Raw genomic sequence first — 21,177 nt, 5'->3', positions numbered from 1 at the left:
TAAGCAAAAAAGGCCGCTCGCTACTAAAGTTTTTAACCGCACAAAAAGACTTATTTTAGGGTCGTTCCAAATGAGTCCCTCCAACTTCCACTCAAACGACTTCCCTGTCGTTTGCCCCTAAAATAAGTCTTTTTGTGCTGAAACTTTAAAGGCGGAAAAGCAGTGGCGGTGCCACCAAAGCTAATGTTGACGAGATAGATTATCTTGTCTTTTTACGTTGGGTGCCTATGTGATTATCGGTTAGAACACATGGTTTCGTCGTCTTGTATTCATGCCGTCCATGGCATTCCCCCCTTCTGGGCCAGCTAATAAAATTAACAGGACACACACGTTAATTTTGACGAAGCCATTCAAACCCCTGAGCCGGTAATGCGCCCGCCGCGCGGCCGATGCTTTTGATTTACCCTCGACTCAAGGCTCGCCGATTATTTTGTGAATTCAGTGGGGTAATTGGCAGGGATAGCCAATTAAGTGATGTACCGCCGGGAGCGGATCATCGCGACCTGCTTAATTCATAAAATAATCGGATGAAGAGCATTGCCCTCGAGCGGCGTTTTTCTGGTTACTCTTTTTTTGCTATAGAAAAAAGAGTAACTGGCTCGAAGGGATTCGAGTCAAAACTGGCAAGGAAGCCAGTAAGCGATAGCGCCCGCCGCGCGGCCGATGCTTTTGACTTACCCTCGACTAAAAGCTCGCCAATTCAAATTAACGATGCATATTCAGGAATTAAACACGCTTATTAACTCATGAAATATAACTGGCTGAATTAATGTGACTGTCCAGATAGAGTTCAGATAGGGTTCTTTAGTTATAAAGGGTTGATAAGGTTATTAAAAGTAGTGCAGACGAAACAACGTTATTTGAGTGGATACCTCAGACAAATTAACCACTTTTCCCTAACAAATAAATAAGCGACCACTTAAGGTCGCTTATTTAGATTACTCTATGACTAAACTAAAACTGAGTATTAAACCTAACACCAAATTCACTGGCATCATTGCTTAAAACCCGCAGTATATAGTCACCGGTATTTAGACGGGCATTGTCATAACGCTCGTCAAAAATGTTCTTACCGTATAAGGCCACTTTCCAGTCACCTTGAGCTGGGGAGTAAGCAACATTAATATTAACCAGTTCTCGGCTGTCAATTTCAGTCAAGCGCCCCGGATCAGCACTCGGCTCTCCGTACATGTCACTGCGAAACGAATAATCTATTCTACTACTAATACTCGCGCCACCAGCCAACTCAAACTCGTATGATGGGCTGATTGATGCGGTTAGGTCTGGAGTCAACGGTGCTACAGGTTTAACCCCATCTTGTTCAGTAACGTCTACATCCATATAACCAAGGCTGGTATGTACTTTGAAATTATCACTAAAATAGAGCGTACTTTCCCACTCTATTCCTCGTGATGTTTGTTCAACCACTAGATTACTAGTATCAAACCCACCTTCAGAAGTGGTGCTAACTTGATAAGGTAAATCTTTGTATTCAGTATTGAACACTGCAACACTCATACTGAAATTATCGGTAACCTGGCCTTTTAAGCCCACTTCGTAGTTAACTGCAGTGATATTATCTGATGCAACAAAACATTCGGGGTCGCCAAAGAGGCAAAAAGGACGAGCGGGAAACTGACCTGATTGATAACCGCTTTGTACACTTGTGTATAAATTAAGACCATTTTCTAAGGTATAACTCGCCGATAGTTCAAAGCTAAGTTCATTCCAGTCATCTTCTGAGGTGAAGGGACCAATACCCACGTTTGCTGTGGCTTCTTTTTCATCTTTGGTATAACGCACACCGCCAGAAATACGCAGGGAGTCTGTCACGCCATAACCTAAGTTAACAAAGACTGCACGGCTGGTTGTTTCTTGATCAAGCTCTAATAAATTGCCACCTCCATTAAAACTAGAGTCTGCTCCTTGACGATTACTGCCTTCTTCATTAAACCAATATATGCCGGAGACAAAGTCAAATTCGTCATAATAGCCGTTTAATTGCAACTCTATCGAAGTCTGATCAGCATCTCCTTTTTCAGGATAGTGATCTAACGCAAATATGGTGCCGTCATCATCTAAACCGGCTTTGTACTCGGAGGTGCGATGACTCACTATGGCTTTAGTCGACAAGGTATCCGATAGACTCCAGTCTGCCGTAATAGATAATCCTCGCGCTTCATTGCTAACGGTAGTGACTTCTTTGGTGCCCGTTGCATTGTCATAAGGGTCAGCCGCTACGTCAGTATTACGTAGCGGTCCTACTGGTGTGGGTGAGCCAAAACGCATACCGGTGTAATAGGCACCTGTGGGGACTTCATCAATCAGGGTAGTGTAAGGTCTCAGGCCGCCTTCACCGTCATTGGCATCAGCGGTCAACACCACACTAAAATCATCGTTGGGAGTATATTTAACCGATAGGCGTCCGTACAATTCTTTGGTTTCACCTACGTCATACTCTGCATCAGGGACGTTTATAAATTCGCCTAAGCCATCACGAGCGTTATATCCGGCATTAAAGTTAAACGAAAGTGAATCGCTAAGGGCTCTATTAACGAACACATCGGCCTTAATACGACCCCGCGTTCCCACCTGAACACCTACTTTGGTTAGCGCATCAGCATCGGGCTGTTTGGTGATGATATTGATGGCACCACCAATAGAATTTCTACCATAAAGTGTGCCTTGTGGGCCACGCAATACTTCAATACGTTCAATATTATTTAGGTTCCAATTTTGACCTACCTGACGTCCCAAATAAACGCCATCAACATAGACGCTGACACCGGGATCAGTGGTGATCAAATGGTCTTGCAGACCAATGCCACGAATAAAAGGGTTGGCTGAAGAGGTATGTCCGGCTGAAAAACCTGTCACGTTAAGGTTAGGAACAAATTTTCCTACATCAGTAAGATCACTAATACCTTGGGCTGCAAGCGCTTCGCCGCTGAAAGCACTGATGGAAAGAGGCACTTCGTAGATCACTTGTGAACGTTTGGTGGCGGTCACAGTTATAGATTCGATCCGGTCGTTACTGTCTTCATCTGTGGTTTGTTGCTGCGCGTAAAGGGATCCAGAAATAGCAACAGAAATGGCGGCAGTTAATGATGCCAATCGGAAAACCGGTCTGATACTTGAGTTATTATTATGTTTCAATGTCTCTCTCTTTTTGTGTACCCCGCATAAAAAATGTATCTATGTTGGGGTTATGCTACTTTCATTATTGGCGTAATTATTAATCTGACTGAGTTTAGTCTTACTGTCGCAAAAAACACGTTTTCTACACAGGCGGTAAAACAATCACTTTTATCAAAATAACCTGCTCTACCGGTACGTCTGACCAGCCATATTTGGGATTGAAATCTGTTTTCACTGCGGCCATTTTATCCAACACTTCATAACCTTCAACAACCGAACCAAATGCGGTGTAACCCCAATCTCTACCGGGGTCCAAGCTGTCGTTATTACTCATATTAAAGAAAAATTGCCGAGTGGCAGAGTGTGGGTCTTTCTGTCTTGCCATGGTGATGTTATACATTACATTTTTTAAGCCATTGCCAGACTCGTTAAATATTTTTCCGAATGCTGGTTTTTCTATAAAGTCGGTATCGTAGCCGCCACCTTGCACAACAAAATCAGGCACGATGCGATGAAAGATGGTGTCTTCGTAACTGCGTTTGTCGACATAACGCAAAAAGTTATTAACGGTAATGGGTGCTCTGGAACGGTCTAATTCAACGATGATATCACCCATGCTGGTGACCATTTTCACGCGAGGGTAGTAATTGTTAGGTTGAATATGTGAACCATCATCATTAGTCTTTGCAAAGCTTAAAGATGAGGCGATGACAATATATGCGGCAAAAAGTGTTTTTATCATGGTGATATTCCTAGGGCCTAACGTTTCGTAGCAGACAAAATACTAAATTTTTGATTGGTTGCAACTATTGTTGCATTGCCAAACAGTCTTTTTAATTTATTTGGGTAATCTAAATGGCGATTACCCACCACAACCAACTGCCCGCCATTTTGAAGGACTGACTTGGCATCTTTAAACATTTGCCAAGCAATATGATCAGTAATAGCATTTTGTTGGTGAAAAGGTGGGTTACACAGCACTATATCCACGTCCGTAAATTTAGATTTTTTTGTGAAGTTGTCCAGACAGTTGTTCACAATAAAATCAGTTTGGGGCTCTTTTTCAGCCAAATTGAGCAATACATTATGTTTGGCAGAGGCAACCGCCATATATGACTCGTCAACAAACACTACCTTAGTTTGTTTATGTTGATTAAGGATATATAACCCCAACACACCGTTACCACAACCCAAATCAATCACTGTTTTGTTATCCATATTTGCCAATTTGGATAAATGTTCGAGCATAAACCTTGCGCCAATATCCAATTGCTGACGGGCGAACACGTTAGCCAAATTGCTGATTTCAAATCGGGGTTTATCGGTATACCAAATAGTTGGATAAGGACTGGAATGGGATTTTATTCCCGTAGGCTGACAAAAAACTAAACGCGCTTTTTTCTTTGCTAATGAGGTGGTGGTGCGACCTAAATATTTTTCGAACAAAGCCAAGGTAGATTTTTGTATTAAGTTGGCTTTGCCTGCAGCTATTACCGTAGTTGAGGGGGTAACCCTTGCTTGTAAGTCTATTAATTGTTGCTCTAGCAAAGCTGTGGTTTTGGGGATCTTGAGTAAAACGAGTTCAGCTGGAGAGTCTACTGGTGTGACTGAATCATAAAATGTCACTGCATCAATTAGGATATTATTTTGCTGCAAATTCACCAAACAAGATTGTTTTGCCACAAAAGAATCACTCACCCATATAGGTTTTGAAGCAGCAAACCAGCAGGCTAATACACCAAAATCATCGTTATAAATACTGACCGATTGATTCTGTAGGTCTTGAATATTTTGTTCAACATATTCAATTATATATTCATCAGCAGCATCCCATGCTTGCCAACTCGGATGTTGTAAGTCTTGTGGATACCTAACTAACTGCAAGTTTCTGTCTAAAAGCGTTAAACTGGTGTTCATTTTTGTCCAAATCTGATGGGTTATGCAGCAGTCACTGTTTGAATCACCATATGATACCACGCCAATACAGCTGGATATGCCAGATGCTAACCTAAAATACTACCCTAATTTTGTTCCGCCAACAGAGGCAACGGCCATGATGCGGTCATTACAGCAGTCGTTAGACTGGCGGCAAGAACAAATCACCTTATATGGAAAAACTCATGATGTACCAAGATTACAAGCGTGGTACGGCGATAAAAATGCGGGCTATCAATATTCCAATTTGAGCATGCGTCCTTTGCCATGGAGTCCAATGTTACTCGAACTGAAACAAAAGTGTGAAAATGCCAGCCATTGCTCATTTAATTCTGTTTTGGCAAATTTATATCGACACGGCCAAGATGGTATGGGCCGCCATGCAGATAATGAACCTGAACTCGGACATCAACCTGTGATTGCCTCATTAAGCTTTGGTGAAACACGCAATTTAGACTTTTACCGCAACGGCACTAAAGACAAGGTTAGACTACCCTTGCACCATGGCAGTCTGTTGATAATGAGCGGCAACACTCAAACATATTGGCAACACAGCATGGCAAAAACCAAGAAAGTGCTCGGAGCAAGGATCAATCTCACATTCAGATATATTCACGAAATCGCGCAACCTTAGTGCTAAATCATATAAATTATTACATGAAAACCAACAATAAATATATCGTCAACAGTCAATGAGTTATGCTCAGAGTCACAAATTTTGTGAACAGCAAAATGTTGCTTTGCCTTTTTAAAGCTAAAATTAATACTATGAAAATAAAAGGTAATTTGACCTTGGAGAATATATGAAGATTCAAAATAATATTGAAAAAAAGTTACTCAGCCACTTTAATCCACAACACCTTGAAGTCATCAATGAAAGTGCTATGCATAATGTACCACCGGGGTCAGAGAGCCATTTTAAGGTGGTGATTGTTACCCCAATGTTTACTGGGGAGCGCCTTATAAAACGCCATAGAGCGGTTAATTCTGTATTAAAAGAAGAGTTAGCAAACGATATTCACGCTTTAGCCTTGCATACTTACACCCAAGAAGAATGGCATAGTTTGTTTGGCGAGTATCCCACATCACCCAATTGTCTGGGAGGAGGTAAAAAAGAGCAGTAAAAAGGCGTCATAATGACGCCTTTTATTCACAGCACGATAACACTCGTCAGCGTACAAATCGTACTTTTAGATACTTAAAACTTATAAGTAGCTTGAGCGTAAGCAAATCTTCCCTGTGCGTTATGCGTTCCTGCCACGTAACCTGTCCATGAATTGTAACTAAATGGAGGCTCTTCGTTAAACAGGTTGGTTACGCCTATTGTCAGAGTTGTATTTTCTATGCCTGCATAGTTAACAGTCGTATCAACCGTTATCATAGCATCGATATCCGGTGCAATAGTCCCGTCTGTTCGAGTACGCACAGCAGCATCTTCTTCAAACTCACCAATATAGTTAATGGCAAAGTTTGCACTCCAGTCGCCATTCACCCAAGATCCAGCAGTTGTCCAACGAACTTGTGGCTGCTCAAAACCTCCTTCTTGGGTATCGATACGACCACCAGTACGAATATCTTCGTAGTTCAGTACGTAGTTTAAGACGTAATTGAATTTGAAGTCACCCATGTCATTTGACATTTTGTAACCTATATCAAGATCTAATCCAGATGTTTTAAGGTCAAATAAATTTTCAAAACGGTCAAAAATAACTTCCACTTGGCCCGGGTCTCCAGCTACACCGGTATCCAAACGCTGAACAACCGCAGGGTTATTCCCTTGAGTCGTAAATACGAACTGAGTATCTTTACCGATGACATTTTCAATATCGTAATTATAATAATCTACAGAAAAATCAATGTTGTCGGTAACTTCATAAATAACACCTAAGTTATAACTCTTAGACTCTTCTGGTCCTAAATCAGGGTTACCCGCTAATTGCGCCGTGTATTCAAAAAGTTCACAGGCTTGATCGACATTACCTACTGCAGCACATCGCACAGTATCAACTAAGCTAGGTGATTCGTCTGTAACACCTAAACCAATCTGACTCAAAGAAGGCGCGCGAAAAGCGGTTCCATATGAGCCTCGAACCGATAATTCATCAGTCGGTGTCCAAATAAACGCGACTTTAGGATCGGTAGTAGTACCAAAATCACTATAATCTTCATGACGCACTGCTATCTGAATATTGAATGTTTCAGTCACTGGGATCGCCAATTCAGCGAATACAGAAGTGTTATCACGGGCACCGTTTGCCTGTGTTGCTTCTGTTCCGAAAACATCACCGCGAAGGAACTGGTCATCGGGGTTATCACTGATGGTTTCTTCACGATACTCGGCACCCACAGCCAGCATAAGTTCGCCTGCTGGCATACCTAGGATAGGACCAGATACTTTGCCATCAAAAGACCTGCTGGTAGACTTACCATATCGGGTGGTTTGGGTTTCTATATAATCAAGGGCTTCTTGGCTATTAGAAGAAGGTTCAAAGGGGTTCCATAAACCACTATCAATAGCTTCTTGAGTACGACGAGAGTTTGGAAAACCATTTACCCCACGTTCAATCGAGTCACTCTTAATATAACTGTAACCCGTTTCCCAATCCCAACCAGCGACTTCACCTTGTAGACCGAATACACTGCGATAATAATCTGAATCGACGCGTTTTTCACGGTTTCCAATTTCAACTAAACGACGACGCATAGTCAAATCTTGCTGGTAGAATTGACTTGTAGGATCATCGGCAAATGGATGATTTACGTTATCTGCAGACATAAACAACTCATTAAAGCTTGGGCTGGCCGCCCCTCTAATTGTGGTTTTTGAATTTTGCCCATTTAACTCAATAAACGCTCGCAGCGTATCGTTAATTTCAAATTTACCCATGTACATGAAGCTAACACGCTCAGATGCAGGCACAGTGGAGCTCATAGGTCCATAATCATAACGACACAAAGTGCCTACAATGTCTTCTGCAGGGCATACATCATTGCCAAAGGTATCTGGAACGCGAATAGAGTTGTTTGAGGCAAGTGCGATAGTACCAGGGTAGCCTGACGAGCTTCTGCCGTCTGTTACGTAGGGGTCATTGGGTCTCAAAGCCGTTTGGTTAGCGGAGCTGGTATAATATCTGTCAGCGTTAATGATTTCTTCGCGATCAAAATAATCCAGTACAAAAGTATGACTGGATTTTTCTGAACTGCTACCGAACAATAAGCTAGTATTAGACTCTTTCCCGCCACCATCGGCCGTATCACCAAGCTTAGTAGAAACTTCCAAACCATCATAATCATCTCTCAATATGATATTGATAACGCCTGCAATTGCGTCAGAACCATAAGTAGCCGATGCACCATCCTTCAATATATCTACTCGTTTAATGGCAGCAAGTGGGATGTTATTGATATCAACAAAGGCTGTGTCTATTTCGTTTGCAAAAGGGGAAACAGAAATGCGACGACCATTTACAAGGATGAGTGTTGAATCTGCGCCCAAACCTCGTAATGATACACTTGAACCACCGTTACCGGTGCCATCACTACTGTTGCCTTGGGTTGAAAAAGTACCTTGCCCCGCCATTGGCAGCTTAGTAAATAAGCCTATTAAGTCCGTCACACCCGTTTTAGTAATGTCTTCTGCAGATAAAGAGGTAACCGGTGAAGGGCCTTCCATATCGGTTCTTTTAATATGCGAGCCTGTGACTTGTATACGTTCAACCTTGCTGATTTCGCCTGACTGTGCGTGCACAGCCATACTGCTCGAAATGGCTGCGGCTAATAATGTGAGTTTTATGGTGCTATGTTTCATTATTATTCCTGATAGATTTGTTATTTTAATAAGGAATTGAAGTAAACTATCACCACAACTTCAACTCCCTTGAGGTCAAGCCACCAAATTTATTTTGGTAACAACATTTTTATTTTACGTGAATGGAGGCACTAAATAAATCGTAATTTGCTATTAAAAAATTCGAGATTGTAACCAAATGTTGGCTTCAAATTTTAGATACACTTAAAACACTCGACAAATACTGACACCCTTACCGCAGTTTAATCAGCATGACGGAAGACAAGGAATAAGAAACATAAAATATGCGACAGTTTATAGACAATTTTAGTGTGGGGTGGATTGATTCAATAAACGCTTTCTTATGCCGATTGGTCAGTTGGTTTACGCTGTTTATGGTTTTATTAACCTTGCTAATTGTAGTGCTCAGATATGGATTTAATTTGGGCTGGATAGCGATGCAAGAGTCGGTGATGTACCTCCACGGTATGGTGTTTCTATTAGGAGCGGCCCACACTTTGCGTGTTAATGGCCATGTAAGAGTCGATATTTTTTATCGCCGCTTCAGCCCTAATAAACAAGCAAAGGTAGACATTTTTGGCAGCCTATTCTTATTAATGCCAGTGAATATTTTTATCTTCATAGTGAGTTTTGATTACGTGATGCGAGCTTGGCGGGTCATGGAAGCCTCTCAAGAGGCTGGGGGTATCCCTGGGGTATTTCTGTTAAAAAGCCTAATTTTGTTATTTTCTTTTACCATGCTGCTCCAAGGAATAGCCGAGGTGATCCGCAATGTGGCGAAATTGACGCTAGATAAACCCTTATCAAAAGCTGCGAGTAAATAATGGAATATATCTCACTATTGATGTTTTTAGCGGTGTGTTTGGTGTTGTTATTAGGTTATCCCGTTGCCTACTCACTGGCAGGCACCGCGCTCATTTTTGCTGGTGTAGGGGCTTTTTTCGGTGTATTCGACACCTCTTATTTACAAGCGGTACCCAGCCGATTATTTGGCATAGTGTCGAACCAAACGTTAATTGCCGTGCCATTATTTGTGTTTATGGGGGTAATGTTAGAGAAATCCCGAGTAGCTGAAGATTTGCTGCTCGCCATGGAACAAGTACTAGGTAGATTAAAGTCAGGCCTGGCAGTTTCTGTCGTGCTAGTTGGCATGTTGTTAGCAGCCAGTACAGGCATAGTTGGCGCCACCGTGGTCACTATGGGCTTACTTTCACTGCCAACCATGCTAAAAAAAGGCTACTCACCGTCTTTTGCTTGTGGGGCAATATGCGCCACCGGAACACTTGGACAAATCATTCCTCCATCGATTGCTTTGGTTTTATTAGGTGATGTCTTATCTAGTGCGTTTCAGCAAGCACAACTGAACATGGGTATATTTTCACCACGCTCCGTGTCAGTGGGTGACTTGTTTGTAGGCGCATTAGTCCCCGGTTTTTTGCTAGTAGCCATGTATCTTTTATATGTTTTAGTGTTTGCTAGTAGGCAGATAGACCCTTCGCTTGAACAAAGTGACCAAGCACCTATTTCTGTTGGTGCATTGTTTGCCGCGCTGTTTCCACCACTGCTGCTAATTTTTATGGTGCTCGGCTCAATTTTGGGAGGTTTTGCGACTCCCACTGAAGCGGCTGGTGTTGGTGCAGCAGGCGCATTGGTGCTAGCGCTCATCAACAAACAACTTAATCTACAAAAATTGAAAGATGTGATGATGTCGACCACCCAAGTCACGTCCATGGTGTTTTTAATTCTCATTGGCGCATCGATTTTCTCATTGGTATTTCGTGGTTTTGGTGGTGAAGAATTAATACAAGAATTATTTACCCATTTGCCAGGAGGCGTATTTTCTGCCGTTTTAGTGGTAATGGTGGTGATATTTTTACTTGGCTTTATTTTAGATTTTATCGAAATCACTTTTGTAGTTGTACCGCTAGTTGCTCCGGTATTATTGGCCATGGGGGTTGATCCTATTTGGCTTGGGATCATGATAGCCGTAAACTTGCAGACCTCATTTCTAACCCCACCCTTTGGATTTGCTTTATTCTATTTACGTGGTGTGGCGCCACCAGAAGTGAAAACCTCGCATATTTATCGAGGGGTCGCACCCTTTATTCTAATTCAACTATTGTTACTCGCTTGTTTGGCAATTTGGCCAAATCTGGTAACTTGGTTACCTTCTTTGCTTTAATTTTATTTTTTGAGGATCTATCTATGAAATTGTTTCAATTATTTGTTTTAGCTACATTTAGCATATTGCTAATATCTTGTGGCGATAAGTCCTCTAATGTCGTCGCCACCCAAGTCGAACAGCAAACTTATGAATGGAAACTAGTGACCTCTTGGCCAAAAAACTTTCCAGGGTTAGGTAAAGGGCCAGAAACCTTTGCTAAGTATGTGGAACGCATGTCTAACGGCAGGCTTAAAATAAAAGTATTTGGTGCGGGTCAAATGGTGCCAGGATTTGAAGTATTTGATACTGTTTCCAGCGGTGCCGCTGAAATGGGTCATGCAGGCTCTTATTACTGGAAAGGTAAGGCTCCCGCTGCGCAGATATTCACTGCGATCCCTTTTGGCATGAATGCGACCGAAATGAATGCTTGGTTACATTACGGTGGCGGTTTGGAACTATGGCGCGAAGTGTATGAACCCTTTAACTTAATCCCTTTTGCTGGCGGTAATACTGGGGTTCAAATGGCGGGTTGGTTTAAAAAAGAAATTAACAGTGTGGAAGACCTCAAAGGTCTAAAAATGCGAATTCCAGGTTTAGGTGGCGAAGTACTTAAAAAGCTAGGCGGCATTCCTGTCGCCTTGACCGGTGGTGAACTATTTACTTCACTGCAGTCTGGCGCGATTGACGCCACCGAGTGGGTTGGCCCCTATAATGACTTAGCTTTTGGTTTATACAAAGCTGCTAAATATTATTATTACTCTGGTTGGCATGAACCCAGTGCCACTTTAGAGTTTATGGTCAATAAACAAGCATTCGAGGCACTACCAGATGACTTACAAGCTATTATTGAAGTGGCGACACGTGCTGTCAATCAAGATATGTGGGATGAATACACTGCTGCAAACAATGCAGCAGTGCAGGCCTTAGTCGAGAAGCATGGCGTAGATATGCGTCCTCTTCCTGCTGATGTAATGTTAGCATTAAAAAATGCTTCGGTTGAGGTGATGCAAGAACAGTCGGATGCCGACCCAATGTTCAAAAAAGTATATGACTCTTATTCAGACTTTCAAACCGGGGTGATGAAATACCACCAAATATCAGAGTTTGAATATTACAAAAATCGTGCTGCCAATAACCAATGACTGGAACATACATGTCCTTTGGTGAGTGTTAATTAATAAACAAAGTGAAACCATTGCATCTTTATCAGCTGTTCAGATGTGTTTAAGCGTTAACTAGCATTACAATGCGCTAAAATTTATAAATAGGAACTTTATATGATTGTTAAGCCCAAAATTCGTGGCTTTATCTGTACTAACGCTCATCCAGTTGGATGTGCGGCCAGTGTTCAACAACAAATTGATTATGTTCAAGCTCAGGGAACATTGAACAATGCGCATAAAAACGTGTTGGTTATTGGTAGTTCTACTGGTTATGGACTGGCTTCAAGGATCACTGCTGCATTTGCAGGAGGCGCGAATACCTTAGGTGTGTGTTTTGAAAAACCCCCTACAGAACGCAAAACCGGTACGGCTGGTTGGTATAACACAGCGGGGTTTCATGCTAAGGCATCTGCAGCTGGGCTGTATGCAAAAACGTTAAACGGTGATGCTTTTTCCAATGAGCTAAAACAGCAAGTTATCGATACTTTGAAAGCCGATATGGGCAAAGTAGACTTGATCATTTATAGCCTAGCGTCGCCACGAAGAACAGATCCTGAAACAGGTGAAGTTTACAAATCGACTTTAAAACCTGTAGGCCAAGCATACAAAACTAAAACTTATGATACCGATAAAAACGTCATTCATGAGATTGCGCTAGAGCCAGCCAACGAAGATGAAATTCAACAAACCATCAAAGTCATGGGTGGTGAAGATTGGGAGTTGTGGTTAGATGCTTTAGGCAAAGCAGACTTATTAGCAGACAATTGCAAAACCACTGCTTATACGTACGTAGGTAAAGAACTGACTTGGCCAATTTATGGACAGGCCACCATCGGTAAAGCCAAAGAAGATTTAGATCGTGCTGCAGCCACCATTGTAAAAACCCAAAAAGGTAAAAATGTTCAGGCTTATGTTTCGTCTTTAAAAGCCTTGGTAACACAAGCGAGTTCAGCCATTCCGGTTATGCCTTTATATATTTCACTTATTTACAAAGTGATGAAACAAGAAGGTACACACCAAGGTTGTATCGAGCAAATTTACGACTTGTTTACAGATAAATTGACCCATGCTAAGCCCGAGGTTGATGAGTTGGGTCGCTTATATATGAATAATAAAGAAACCAACGATGCGACTCAGGCAAAAATCAAAGCTTTATGGGATCAAGTCACCCAAGAGAATTTTCACGAATTAAGTGACTATGCAGGTTATCACCATGAGTTTTTGAAATTGTTTGGTTTTGACCTAACTGGTGTCGATTATGATGCTGATGTTGAGACCTTAATCGATTGGTAAAAACAGGTGAACAACATTTGTTTATTATAAAAACCGCTATGAAGCGGTTTTTATAATTGCGTTATTTAGTCTACCTTAGAAAGAGCCAAATCACCCCAAAACGAGTAGAAACCACAAATTAAATGTGTTTAAACCACAAATTGCGTGGAAGAAATACACAGGTTAATGCTAAAATTCAGCGCTTAGCGTGGGTCAGCTTCTAAAAACGTATAAAATTTTTCCCAAACGAGTAATTTTGAAGGAAGTTTAAACACTTCTATCTAACGGCTAAAAATTACTTGTAGCTTATTAATTAGTCATTGATTGACGATACTCACCACCACTAGGTTTTTGTTTACTGTTATAAAGTAAATTGACGGCTGTAATAGAGAGTCTAATGGTGCTGTGTATTAATTTAGAGTAGTGCTATTGCGTATGATAAAAATCACGAAAGGGTTAGATCTTCCGATTCAGGGAGCGCCACAACAAACTATTCAAGATGGAAACTCTGTCACTAGAGTGGCTATTTTGGGTGAAGAATATATTGGCATGCGTCCGACAATGCATATCCAAGAAGGGGATAAAGTAAAAAAGGGTCAGCTTCTTTTTGAAGATAAAAAGAATCCTGGCGTTAAATTCACAGCTCCTGCTGCTGGTCATGTTGTTGCAGTCAACCGTGGAGCAAAACGGGTTTTGCAATCTGTTGTGATTCAGCTTGAAGGTGATGAAAGTGAAGTATTTGCTAAATATAGCAGTACCGAACTGGCATCATTAGATGCAGCTAAAGTACAAGAGAACTTAGTAAATTCTGGGATGTGGACAGCCTTTAGAACCCGTCCTTTTAGCAAGTCTCCAGCTCTTGACTCAAAACCTAACTCTATTTTCGTTAGTGTGATGGACACCAACCCTCTGGCTGGGGATCCTCAGATAATCATTGCTGAACGTAGCGAAGATTTTGCTAACGGTTTACAGGTAATTAGCCGCTTAACCGATGGCAAAGTCTTTGTAAACAAAGCACCTGGCGCCGACATAGATACTGGCAATGCAGCCGTTGAAGTGAATGAATTTTCTGGTGTTCACCCTGCGGGCTTAGTTGGTACTCACATTCATCACTTAGATGCGGTGGGTCAAAGCAAAAAAGTGTGGCATGTGGGTTATCAAGACGTATTAGCGATTGGTAGTTTATTCACAACAGGTGAATTAGATAACCGCAAAGTTGTGTCATTAGCTGGTCCAGAAGCCAAGAATCCGCGTTTAGTGCGCACCTTGTTGGGTGCTGATGTGGCTGAACTAACAGCAAATGAAGCCAATGCAGGTGATATGCGGATGTTGTCTGGTTCTGTGCTCCTAGGTAATCACGCTCATGGCGTGCACGGTTATCTAGGTAGATTCCATAATCAAGTGTCTATTTTGCGCGAAGGCCGTGAAAAAGAATTATTTGGTTGGATAAAACCAGGGGTTAATCAACATTCAGTGACCCGCGCTTACCTTGGGCATTTAAGTCCTAAGAAATTATTCGGTATGACCACGACAACAAACGGATCTGATCGTTCTATGGTGCCAATCGGTAACTATGAACGTATTATGCCGTTAGATATTCTGCCTACTTTATTGTTAAGAGACATGATTTCTGGCGATACAGATGGGGCACAAAGTTTGGGGTGCTTGGAGCTAGACGAAGAAGATTTGGCATTATGTACTTATGTTTGTCCTGGCAAATATAACTATGGGCCGATTCTGCGTGAATGTTTAGAGCAGATTGAGAAAGAGGGTTAATCATGGGCTTAAAAGTATTTTTAGAGAAAATTGAACCTGATTTTGAAGCGGGTGGAAAATATGAAAAATGGTATGCCCTATATGAAGCTGCGGCGACCATTTTCTACACACCGGGTACGGTGACCAAATCGACGACCCATGTAAAAGACAGTATTGATTTAAAACGTATTATGATTTTTGTGTGGATGGCAACATTCCCAGCCATGTTTTATGGCATGTTTAATATTGGTCAACAAGCACAGATTGCCATAGTGACAGAAGGCGCATTGTGGGCTGATACAGCGACAGCATTTTGGCAAGCAGGCTTATATGAAATGCTTGGCGGACAACTTGATGCCAGCACCAGTTGGATTGGCTTGATGCTATATGGGGCATGTTTCTTTGTGCCCGTTTACGCCACTGTATTTGCCGTAGGTGGGTTCTGGGAAGTGTTATTTGCTTCTGTGAGAAAACATGAGATCAACGAAGGCTTTTTTGTTACTTCAGTTTTATTCTCACTTACTTTACCTGCCACAATTCCTTTATGGCAAGCGGCCTTAGGTATTACCTTTGGTATCGTTATAGCTAAAGAGATATTTGGTGGTACTGGGCGTAACTTCTTAAACCCGGCTTTATCTGGTCGAGCATTCTTATATTTTGCTTACCCTGCACAAATTTCAGGTGATGCTATTTGGACAGCTGCAGATGGATACACAGGCGCAACTTGGTTAAGCCAAGCGGCTAATGGTTCAGTAACAGACTGGAGTCTTAATGCTGATTGGTTTAATGCTTTCTTTGGAAATATTCCAGGCTCTATGGGCGAAGTGTCTGCGTTGGCAATTTTGATTGGCGGGCTGTTTATCATCTACATGCGAATAGCCTCATGGCGAATTGTGTTAGGTGTGGCTTTGGGTGTGTTCTTATTTTCAAGCTTATTAAACCTTGTAGGAAGTGCAACCAATCCGATGTTTGCGATGCCTTGGTATTGGCATATGGTAATTGGAGGCATGGCCTTTGGGATGTTCTTTATGGCAACTGACCCTGTGTCAGCAGCCTTTACTAACCAAGGTAAATGGGCTTACGGTATTTTGATTGGTTGTATGACGGTAATGATCCGTGTTCTGAATCCAGCTTTTCCAGAAGGTATTATGTTAGCAATATTGTTCGCTAACTTATGGGCACCTTTATTCGATTATTTTGTTGCCCAAAGGAATATAAAACGGAGAATCGCACGTGTCGGCTAAAAAAGAAACGCTAGGTAAAACCGTAGGTGTTGTGGTTGCTGTATGTTTAGTTTGCTCAATTATTGTATCGAGTGCAGCCGTTGGCTTGCGTGACTTACAAGAAACTAATGCAGCAATAGACAAACAATCTAATATTGTAGAAGCCGCAGGGTTAATTGATCTGGCTGCGGGTGATATTTCTGGAACGTTTAATAAGTATATTGAAGAACGCTTTATTAACCTTGAAACAGGCGAGTATGTGGATGAGCCCAAAGATGGCTACGACATGTACAAAGAAGCCAAAAATCCTAAGTTTTCAGTTGAAGTGACTAACAGTAACGTAGGATTTAAACAGCGAGCCAGCATCGCTAATATTTATTTAGTAAAAAATGATGCAGGTGAAGTCACTCGATTGGTGCTTCCGGTTCATGGTAGTGGCCTCTGGGACTTAATGTATGGACTCTTAGCGATTGATGCCGATGGAAACACCGTACGTGAACTGATCTATTATCAACACAAGGAAACGCCAGGTTTGGGCGGTGAAATACAAAACCCTAGCTGGAAAGCCAAGTGGGACGGTAAAAAGCTGTTTGATGATGGAAAAGTAGCTATTGAAGTCAATAAAGGTGACAACTCAAACGACCAGTATGCGGTTGATGCACTTTCAGGCGCTACGCTAACCAGTAACGGTGTACAAAACACATTGACTTACTGGGCAGGCAAGAATGGCTTCGGGCCATATCTTAAAAACCAAACTTGGAAATCGTAAGGGATCCACACAATGGCTGAAATTAAAGAAATGAAACAGGTATTGTTCGGACCCGTTCTGAACAATAACCCAATAGCATTGCAAGTACTGGGCGTATGCTCGGCTTTGGCAATCACTACCAAATTAGAAACCGCATTGGTTATGTCGTTAGCATTGACCACAGTAACGGCATTTTCTAACTTGTTTATCTCTCTCATCCGTAATCATATACCCTCGAGCGTAAGGATCATTATTCAAATGACGATTATTGCCTCTTTGGTAATAGTGGTCGACCAAATACTCAAAGCTTACTCCTACGAGATATCGAAACAGCTTTCGGTGTTTGTTGGTTTGATTATTACTAACTGCATCGTTATGGGACGAGCAGAAGCTTACGCCATGAAGAGTCCACCTTTTATGTCTTTCCTAGATGGCCTTGGTAACGGCATAGGTTACTCCGTGGTGTTAATCATCATTGGTACTATCAAGGAGTTATTTGGTTTTGGTACGTTATTAGGTTTTGAAATATTACCTTTAATTCAAAATGGAGGCTGGTACCAAGGTAATGGTTTATTGATTTTACCGTTCAGCTCGTTCTTTTTGATTGGTGGCCTAATCTGGGTAATCCGAACCATACGTCCAGCACAAGTCGAGCCAAAGGGATAATTCATGGAACATTATATTAGTATTTTTGTTAAATCTGTTTTCATTGAAAACATGGCTTTGTCCTTATTCTTAGGTATGTGTACTTTTTTGGCAGTATCCAAAAAAGTTAAAACAGCCATGGGTTTAGGTGTAGCAGTAATCGTTGTTTTGGGTATTTCAGTTCCTGTTAACCAAGTTATATTTGTGAATATTTTAGCACCGGGAGCACTAGGCTGGGCTGGTTTCCCAGAAGCCGATTTGAGCTTTTTGAGCTTTTTGACTTTTATAGGCGTAATAGCTGCGTTAGTACAAATATTGGAAATGACGTTGGATAAGTTTTTCCCTGCGTTATATAACGCACTTGGGATTTTCTTACCGCTTATCACAGTAAATTGTGCGATTTTTGGTGGTGTGGCATTCGCAATACAACGTGAATATAACTTCAGTGAGAGCATTGTTTACGGTGTGGGCAGTGGTTTAGGTTGGGCGATAGCTATCACCTTACTTGCCGCAATACGTGAAAAACTTAAATATGCAGACATGCCGGAAGGCATACGAGGTTTGGGTTCAGTATTTATGATTACTGGACTGATGGCGCTTGGTTTCCAATCATTCACCGGCATCGCACTGTAAACGGCACTTTGAGGAATAGTTAAATGAATCTGAATGAAATTTATCTTGGTGTAGGCATGTTTATCGCTATCGTCTTAGCGTTAGTGTTTATCATCATGTTTGCAAAATCTAAGTTAGTCCCAGAAGGCGAAATCACCATTACAATTAATGGTGGTGCTGAAGCATCAATCACAGCTCAGCCTGGTGACAAGCTTTTAGGTGCCTTGGCTAATGCTGGTATATTCGTTTCTTCTGCATGTGGTGGCGGTGGCACTTGTGGTCAATGTCGTGTTGATATTAAAGCCGGTGGCGGAGAGCTTTTACCCACTGAAGTGGACCACATTAGCAAGAAAGATGCTAAACAGGGATGTCGCCTGTCCTGTCAGGTGTCGATTAAAGAAAATATGGAAATTGAGCTAGAAGATGAAATTTTTGGTATCAAAAAGTGGGACTGCGAAGTTATCTCTAATGATAACAAAGCCACCTTTATCAAAGAACTTGTGTTAAGAATACCAAATGGTGAAAGTGTGCCATTTAAGGCGGGAGGGTATATCCAAATCGAAGCGCCGCCCCACCATGTTAAGTACAAAGACTTTGACATTCCAGCAGAATATCGTGGTGATTGGGAGCGTTTTGGTTTCTTCAATATCGAATCTAAAGTAGATGAAGAAACAATTCGTGCTTATTCCATGGCTAACTACCCTGAAGAAGAAGGCATTATTATGTTGAACGTGCGAGTTGCTTCGCCGCCACCTAATAACTTGGCTTTACCAGCAGGTAAAATGTCATCTTACATATGGAGCTTGAAAGAAGGCGATAAAGCCACGATTTCTGGCCCATTTGGGGAGTTTTATGCCAAACAGAATGACTCAGAAATGGTGTTTGTTGGTGGTGGTGCAGGAATGGCTCCAATGCGTTCACATATCTTTGATCAGCTTCGTAGATTACATGCAACGCGTCCCATTACATTCTGGTACGGCGCACGTTCTTTGCGTGAAATGTTTTACGTAGAAGATTTTGATATGCTGCAAAAAGAAAATGATAACTTTAAGTGGCATGTTGCCTTATCAGATCCTCAACCTGAAGATAATTGGAAAGGTGATACAGGATTTATACATAATGTGCTGTTGGAAAATTATTTAAAAAACCATCCAGCACCTGAAGATTGTGAATTCTATATGTGTGGCCCACCAATGATGAACGCAGCCGTTATCAATATGCTCAAAGAATTAGGTGTAGAAGACGAAAATATCATGTTGGATGACTTCGGCGGTTAACGTTAATACATTGAATAAGTGATTAATTTTAAAGGGGCTATATGCCCCTTTTCTTATAGGTTCAAAATAAAATATGCAAATGATTCTAAAATCCAGACTATTGATGTTAGTTATTTCTGCATTGTTAATCGCCTGCTCACCGCCTAAAAACCAAGAAACACATATAACAGGCCCAACTATGGGTACCACTTATAATGTGAAATTTGTGCCTGTCGTTGGCGTAGATAAAGAGACATTAAAACAACAGATTGAGCAATCATTAATTGATATCAACCTATTGATGTCTACCTACATTGAAAACTCGGAACTAAGTCGTTTCAATCAATGGAGCAGTGTTGAACCTTTTCCCATGTCTGCTCGAACCCTCCAGGTTTTAAACGAAGCAAAACGTTTAGGTAACATGAGTGATGGTTTATTAGATGTAACAGTAGGCCCTTTGGTCAATCTTTGGGGATTTGGACCACAAAGCCGACCGGTGAAAATGCCCTCAGATGAGCTTATCAAAATGACCAGACAACAGGTTGGGTTAAACAAATTGACATTAGGACCGTCTTGGGCCAGTAAAACTGAGCCCACGCTTTATGTGGATTTATCAACCATAGCAAAAGGTTTCGCGGTTGATCAGCTTGCAGAACTTTTAGGTACTCATGAAATTACAAACTACCTTGTAGAAATAGGCGGCGAAATGAGATTATCAGGGTTAAAAGCTTCAGGGACGCCATGGAAGATTGCTATCGAAAAGCCTGAAACAGATCAACGCTCAGTTCAAAAAATCATCAGCATTGGAACCAATGCGGTGGCAACCTCTGGAGATTATCGAAACTATTACGAGACGGATGGAGTCCGTTATTCCCATCTTATCAATCCAAATACCGGTTATCCCATTAGCCACAACTTAGTCTCTGTCACTGTGATCCATCCTTCCTCTATGACAGCTGACGGCTTGGCTACAGCACTCAATGTAATGGGCAAAGAAAAAGCATTAGAACTAGCAGAAACTTTCAATATTGCAGTGTTACTGATTACTAAAGAAAAAGACGGATTTAACGAGTATACTAGTGTCAAGTTTGAACAGCTTGTGACTGTTCATTGAGGCATTTTTATTAACGTATTAAGCTATATTGGAGTCAGGTTTTGAGTACCTTTATTCTCGCATTTGTATTTTTTTTAGTGGTAGTGGCAGCTATGTCTGTTGGTTACATATTCCAGCAGAAGACCATCGCAGGTAGTTGTGGCGGATTAGGCGCTTTGGGTATTGCTAAAGCTTGTGATTGTCCAGAACCTTGTGATCGCAAAAAAATGCGTTTGGAAAAAGAACAAGCTAGACAAGCCAAGTTGAATCAATGGAAAAAAGACCAAATCCTATAATTGAGTGTGATTTGATCAATATATAAAAAACGTCAGCTAGTCTGGCGTTTTTTATATTTATATACCAAT

Annotated in this window: 18 protein-coding genes; 14 read left to right on the top strand and 4 right to left on the bottom strand. The window is 41.5% G+C overall.

Going from position 1 to position 21,177, the window contains the following annotated elements; translation table 11 throughout:
* Positions 1–954: 954 nt before the first annotated feature.
* The 3 genes from CXF95_RS18015 to CXF95_RS18005 all read right to left on the bottom strand — a co-directional run bounded on the left by CXF95_RS18015 (position 955) and on the right by CXF95_RS18005 (position 5,055).
* The gene (locus tag CXF95_RS18015; RefSeq protein ID WP_101199951.1) at positions 955–3,156 is read right to left on the bottom strand and encodes a TonB-dependent receptor; all 2,202 of its coding nucleotides are present in this window, start codon (positions 3,154–3,156) and stop codon (positions 955–957) included.
* A 124-nt stretch (positions 3,157–3,280) separates the two neighbouring features.
* Positions 3,281–3,880 (bottom strand): peptidylprolyl isomerase, encoded by a 600-nt coding sequence (locus tag CXF95_RS18010; protein WP_101199950.1) that lies wholly within the window; start codon positions 3,878–3,880, stop codon positions 3,281–3,283.
* A gap of 17 nt (positions 3,881–3,897) precedes the next feature.
* On the bottom strand, positions 3,898–5,055 hold the full coding sequence (locus tag CXF95_RS18005; protein ID WP_101199949.1) for a methyltransferase: 1,158 nt from the start codon (positions 5,053–5,055) through the stop codon (positions 3,898–3,900).
* A gap of 22 nt (positions 5,056–5,077) precedes the next feature.
* Between CXF95_RS18005 and CXF95_RS18000 the strand changes: the two genes are divergently transcribed.
* Positions 5,078–5,707 (top strand): alpha-ketoglutarate-dependent dioxygenase AlkB, encoded by a 630-nt coding sequence (locus CXF95_RS18000; RefSeq protein WP_101199948.1) that lies wholly within the window; start codon positions 5,078–5,080, stop codon positions 5,705–5,707.
* Positions 5,708–5,876: 169 nt separating this feature from the next.
* Positions 5,877–6,197, top strand: coding sequence for a transcriptional regulator BolA (bolA, locus tag CXF95_RS17995; protein ID WP_101199947.1), 321 nt, complete (start codon positions 5,877–5,879; stop codon positions 6,195–6,197).
* 74 nt (positions 6,198–6,271) lie between these two features.
* On the opposite strand, the gene CXF95_RS17990 is transcribed toward bolA, so the two are convergent.
* Complete coding sequence (locus CXF95_RS17990) at positions 6,272–8,881, bottom strand: TonB-dependent siderophore receptor (protein ID WP_101199946.1); 2,610 nt, start codon at positions 8,879–8,881, stop codon at positions 6,272–6,274.
* A 284-nt stretch (positions 8,882–9,165) separates the two neighbouring features.
* Here CXF95_RS17990 and CXF95_RS17985 point away from each other — a divergent pair, with 284 nt between their 5' ends.
* The 12 genes from CXF95_RS17985 to nqrM all read left to right on the top strand — a co-directional run bounded on the left by CXF95_RS17985 (position 9,166) and on the right by nqrM (position 21,108).
* A complete protein-coding gene (locus CXF95_RS17985; RefSeq protein WP_101199945.1) occupies positions 9,166–9,705 on the top strand; it encodes a TRAP transporter small permease subunit in 540 nt (179 codons plus the stop codon).
* Positions 9,705–11,063, top strand: a complete 1,359-nt coding sequence (locus CXF95_RS17980; protein ID WP_101199944.1) for a TRAP transporter large permease subunit — start codon at positions 9,705–9,707, stop codon at positions 11,061–11,063. The genes CXF95_RS17985 and CXF95_RS17980 overlap by 1 nt, the downstream gene beginning before the upstream one ends.
* Before the next feature lie 23 nt (positions 11,064–11,086).
* On the top strand, positions 11,087–12,187 hold the full coding sequence (locus CXF95_RS17975) for a TRAP transporter substrate-binding protein (RefSeq protein WP_101199943.1): 1,101 nt from the start codon (positions 11,087–11,089) through the stop codon (positions 12,185–12,187).
* A 135-nt stretch (positions 12,188–12,322) separates the two neighbouring features.
* On the top strand, positions 12,323–13,501 hold the full coding sequence (gene fabV, locus CXF95_RS17970) for an enoyl-ACP reductase FabV (RefSeq protein WP_101199942.1): 1,179 nt from the start codon (positions 12,323–12,325) through the stop codon (positions 13,499–13,501).
* Between the two features lie 414 nt (positions 13,502–13,915).
* Positions 13,916–15,256: a Na(+)-translocating NADH-quinone reductase subunit A gene (locus CXF95_RS17965; protein WP_101199941.1), complete on the top strand. Its 1,341-nt coding sequence runs from the start codon at positions 13,916–13,918 to the stop codon at positions 15,254–15,256.
* A 2-nt stretch (positions 15,257–15,258) separates the two neighbouring features.
* Positions 15,259–16,479: an NADH:ubiquinone reductase (Na(+)-transporting) subunit B gene (locus CXF95_RS17960; RefSeq protein WP_101199940.1), complete on the top strand. Its 1,221-nt coding sequence runs from the start codon at positions 15,259–15,261 to the stop codon at positions 16,477–16,479.
* Positions 16,469–17,227 carry a Na(+)-translocating NADH-quinone reductase subunit C gene (locus CXF95_RS17955; protein WP_101199939.1) on the top strand — a complete coding sequence of 253 codons (759 nt, stop codon included), beginning with the start codon at positions 16,469–16,471 and terminating at the stop codon, positions 17,225–17,227. Before CXF95_RS17960 ends, CXF95_RS17955 begins: the two co-directional genes overlap by 11 nt.
* Before the next feature lie 12 nt (positions 17,228–17,239).
* Positions 17,240–17,872 carry an NADH:ubiquinone reductase (Na(+)-transporting) subunit D gene (locus CXF95_RS17950; protein ID WP_101199938.1) on the top strand — a complete coding sequence of 211 codons (633 nt, stop codon included), beginning with the start codon at positions 17,240–17,242 and terminating at the stop codon, positions 17,870–17,872.
* Positions 17,873–17,875: 3 nt separating this feature from the next.
* Positions 17,876–18,484: an NADH:ubiquinone reductase (Na(+)-transporting) subunit E gene (nqrE, locus tag CXF95_RS17945; protein WP_101199937.1), complete on the top strand. Its 609-nt coding sequence runs from the start codon at positions 17,876–17,878 to the stop codon at positions 18,482–18,484.
* A 29-nt stretch (positions 18,485–18,513) separates the two neighbouring features.
* On the top strand, positions 18,514–19,740 hold the full coding sequence (gene nqrF / locus CXF95_RS17940; RefSeq protein ID WP_198556637.1) for an NADH:ubiquinone reductase (Na(+)-transporting) subunit F: 1,227 nt from the start codon (positions 18,514–18,516) through the stop codon (positions 19,738–19,740).
* Positions 19,741–19,813: 73 nt separating this feature from the next.
* A complete protein-coding gene (locus tag CXF95_RS17935) occupies positions 19,814–20,833 on the top strand; it encodes an FAD:protein FMN transferase (RefSeq protein WP_101199935.1) in 1,020 nt (339 codons plus the stop codon).
* A 41-nt stretch (positions 20,834–20,874) separates the two neighbouring features.
* Positions 20,875–21,108: a (Na+)-NQR maturation NqrM gene (nqrM, locus tag CXF95_RS17930; RefSeq protein WP_101199934.1), complete on the top strand. Its 234-nt coding sequence runs from the start codon at positions 20,875–20,877 to the stop codon at positions 21,106–21,108.
* The last annotated feature ends 69 nt before the right edge of the window (positions 21,109–21,177 follow it).

The sequence above is a fragment of the Paraglaciecola sp. MB-3u-78 genome (genome assembly GCF_002835935.1).
Lineage (GTDB): Bacteria > Pseudomonadota > Gammaproteobacteria > Enterobacterales > Alteromonadaceae > Paraglaciecola.
The sequence above is the reverse complement of the archived record's forward strand: the minus strand, read 5'-3'. Positions and strand labels throughout refer to the sequence as shown.

What these genes read in the sequence shown, in the direction of transcription:
- CXF95_RS17960 (WP_101199940.1), top strand. Translation starts at nt 15,259, where the DNA reads ATGGGCTTAAAAGTATTTTTAGAGAAAATTGAACCTGATTTTGAAGCG.
- CXF95_RS18010 (WP_101199950.1), bottom strand. Translation starts at nt 3,880, where the DNA reads ATGATAAAAACACTTTTTGCCGCATATATTGTCATCGCCTCATCTTTA.
- nqrE (WP_101199937.1), top strand. Translation starts at nt 17,876, where the DNA reads ATGGAACATTATATTAGTATTTTTGTTAAATCTGTTTTCATTGAAAAC.
- bolA (WP_101199947.1), top strand. Translation starts at nt 5,877, where the DNA reads ATGAAGATTCAAAATAATATTGAAAAAAAGTTACTCAGCCACTTTAAT.
- CXF95_RS17950 (WP_101199938.1), top strand. Translation starts at nt 17,240, where the DNA reads ATGGCTGAAATTAAAGAAATGAAACAGGTATTGTTCGGACCCGTTCTG.
- fabV (WP_101199942.1), top strand. Translation starts at nt 12,323, where the DNA reads ATGATTGTTAAGCCCAAAATTCGTGGCTTTATCTGTACTAACGCTCAT.
- CXF95_RS18000 (WP_101199948.1), top strand. Translation starts at nt 5,078, where the DNA reads ATGCAGCAGTCACTGTTTGAATCACCATATGATACCACGCCAATACAG.
- CXF95_RS17965 (WP_101199941.1), top strand. Translation starts at nt 13,916, where the DNA reads ATGATAAAAATCACGAAAGGGTTAGATCTTCCGATTCAGGGAGCGCCA.
- CXF95_RS18005 (WP_101199949.1), bottom strand. Translation starts at nt 5,055, where the DNA reads ATGAACACCAGTTTAACGCTTTTAGACAGAAACTTGCAGTTAGTTAGG.
- CXF95_RS17985 (WP_101199945.1), top strand. Translation starts at nt 9,166, where the DNA reads ATGCGACAGTTTATAGACAATTTTAGTGTGGGGTGGATTGATTCAATA.
- CXF95_RS17980 (WP_101199944.1), top strand. Translation starts at nt 9,705, where the DNA reads ATGGAATATATCTCACTATTGATGTTTTTAGCGGTGTGTTTGGTGTTG.
- CXF95_RS17935 (WP_101199935.1), top strand. Translation starts at nt 19,814, where the DNA reads ATGCAAATGATTCTAAAATCCAGACTATTGATGTTAGTTATTTCTGCA.
- CXF95_RS17975 (WP_101199943.1), top strand. Translation starts at nt 11,087, where the DNA reads ATGAAATTGTTTCAATTATTTGTTTTAGCTACATTTAGCATATTGCTA.
- CXF95_RS17990 (WP_101199946.1), bottom strand. Translation starts at nt 8,881, where the DNA reads ATGAAACATAGCACCATAAAACTCACATTATTAGCCGCAGCCATTTCG.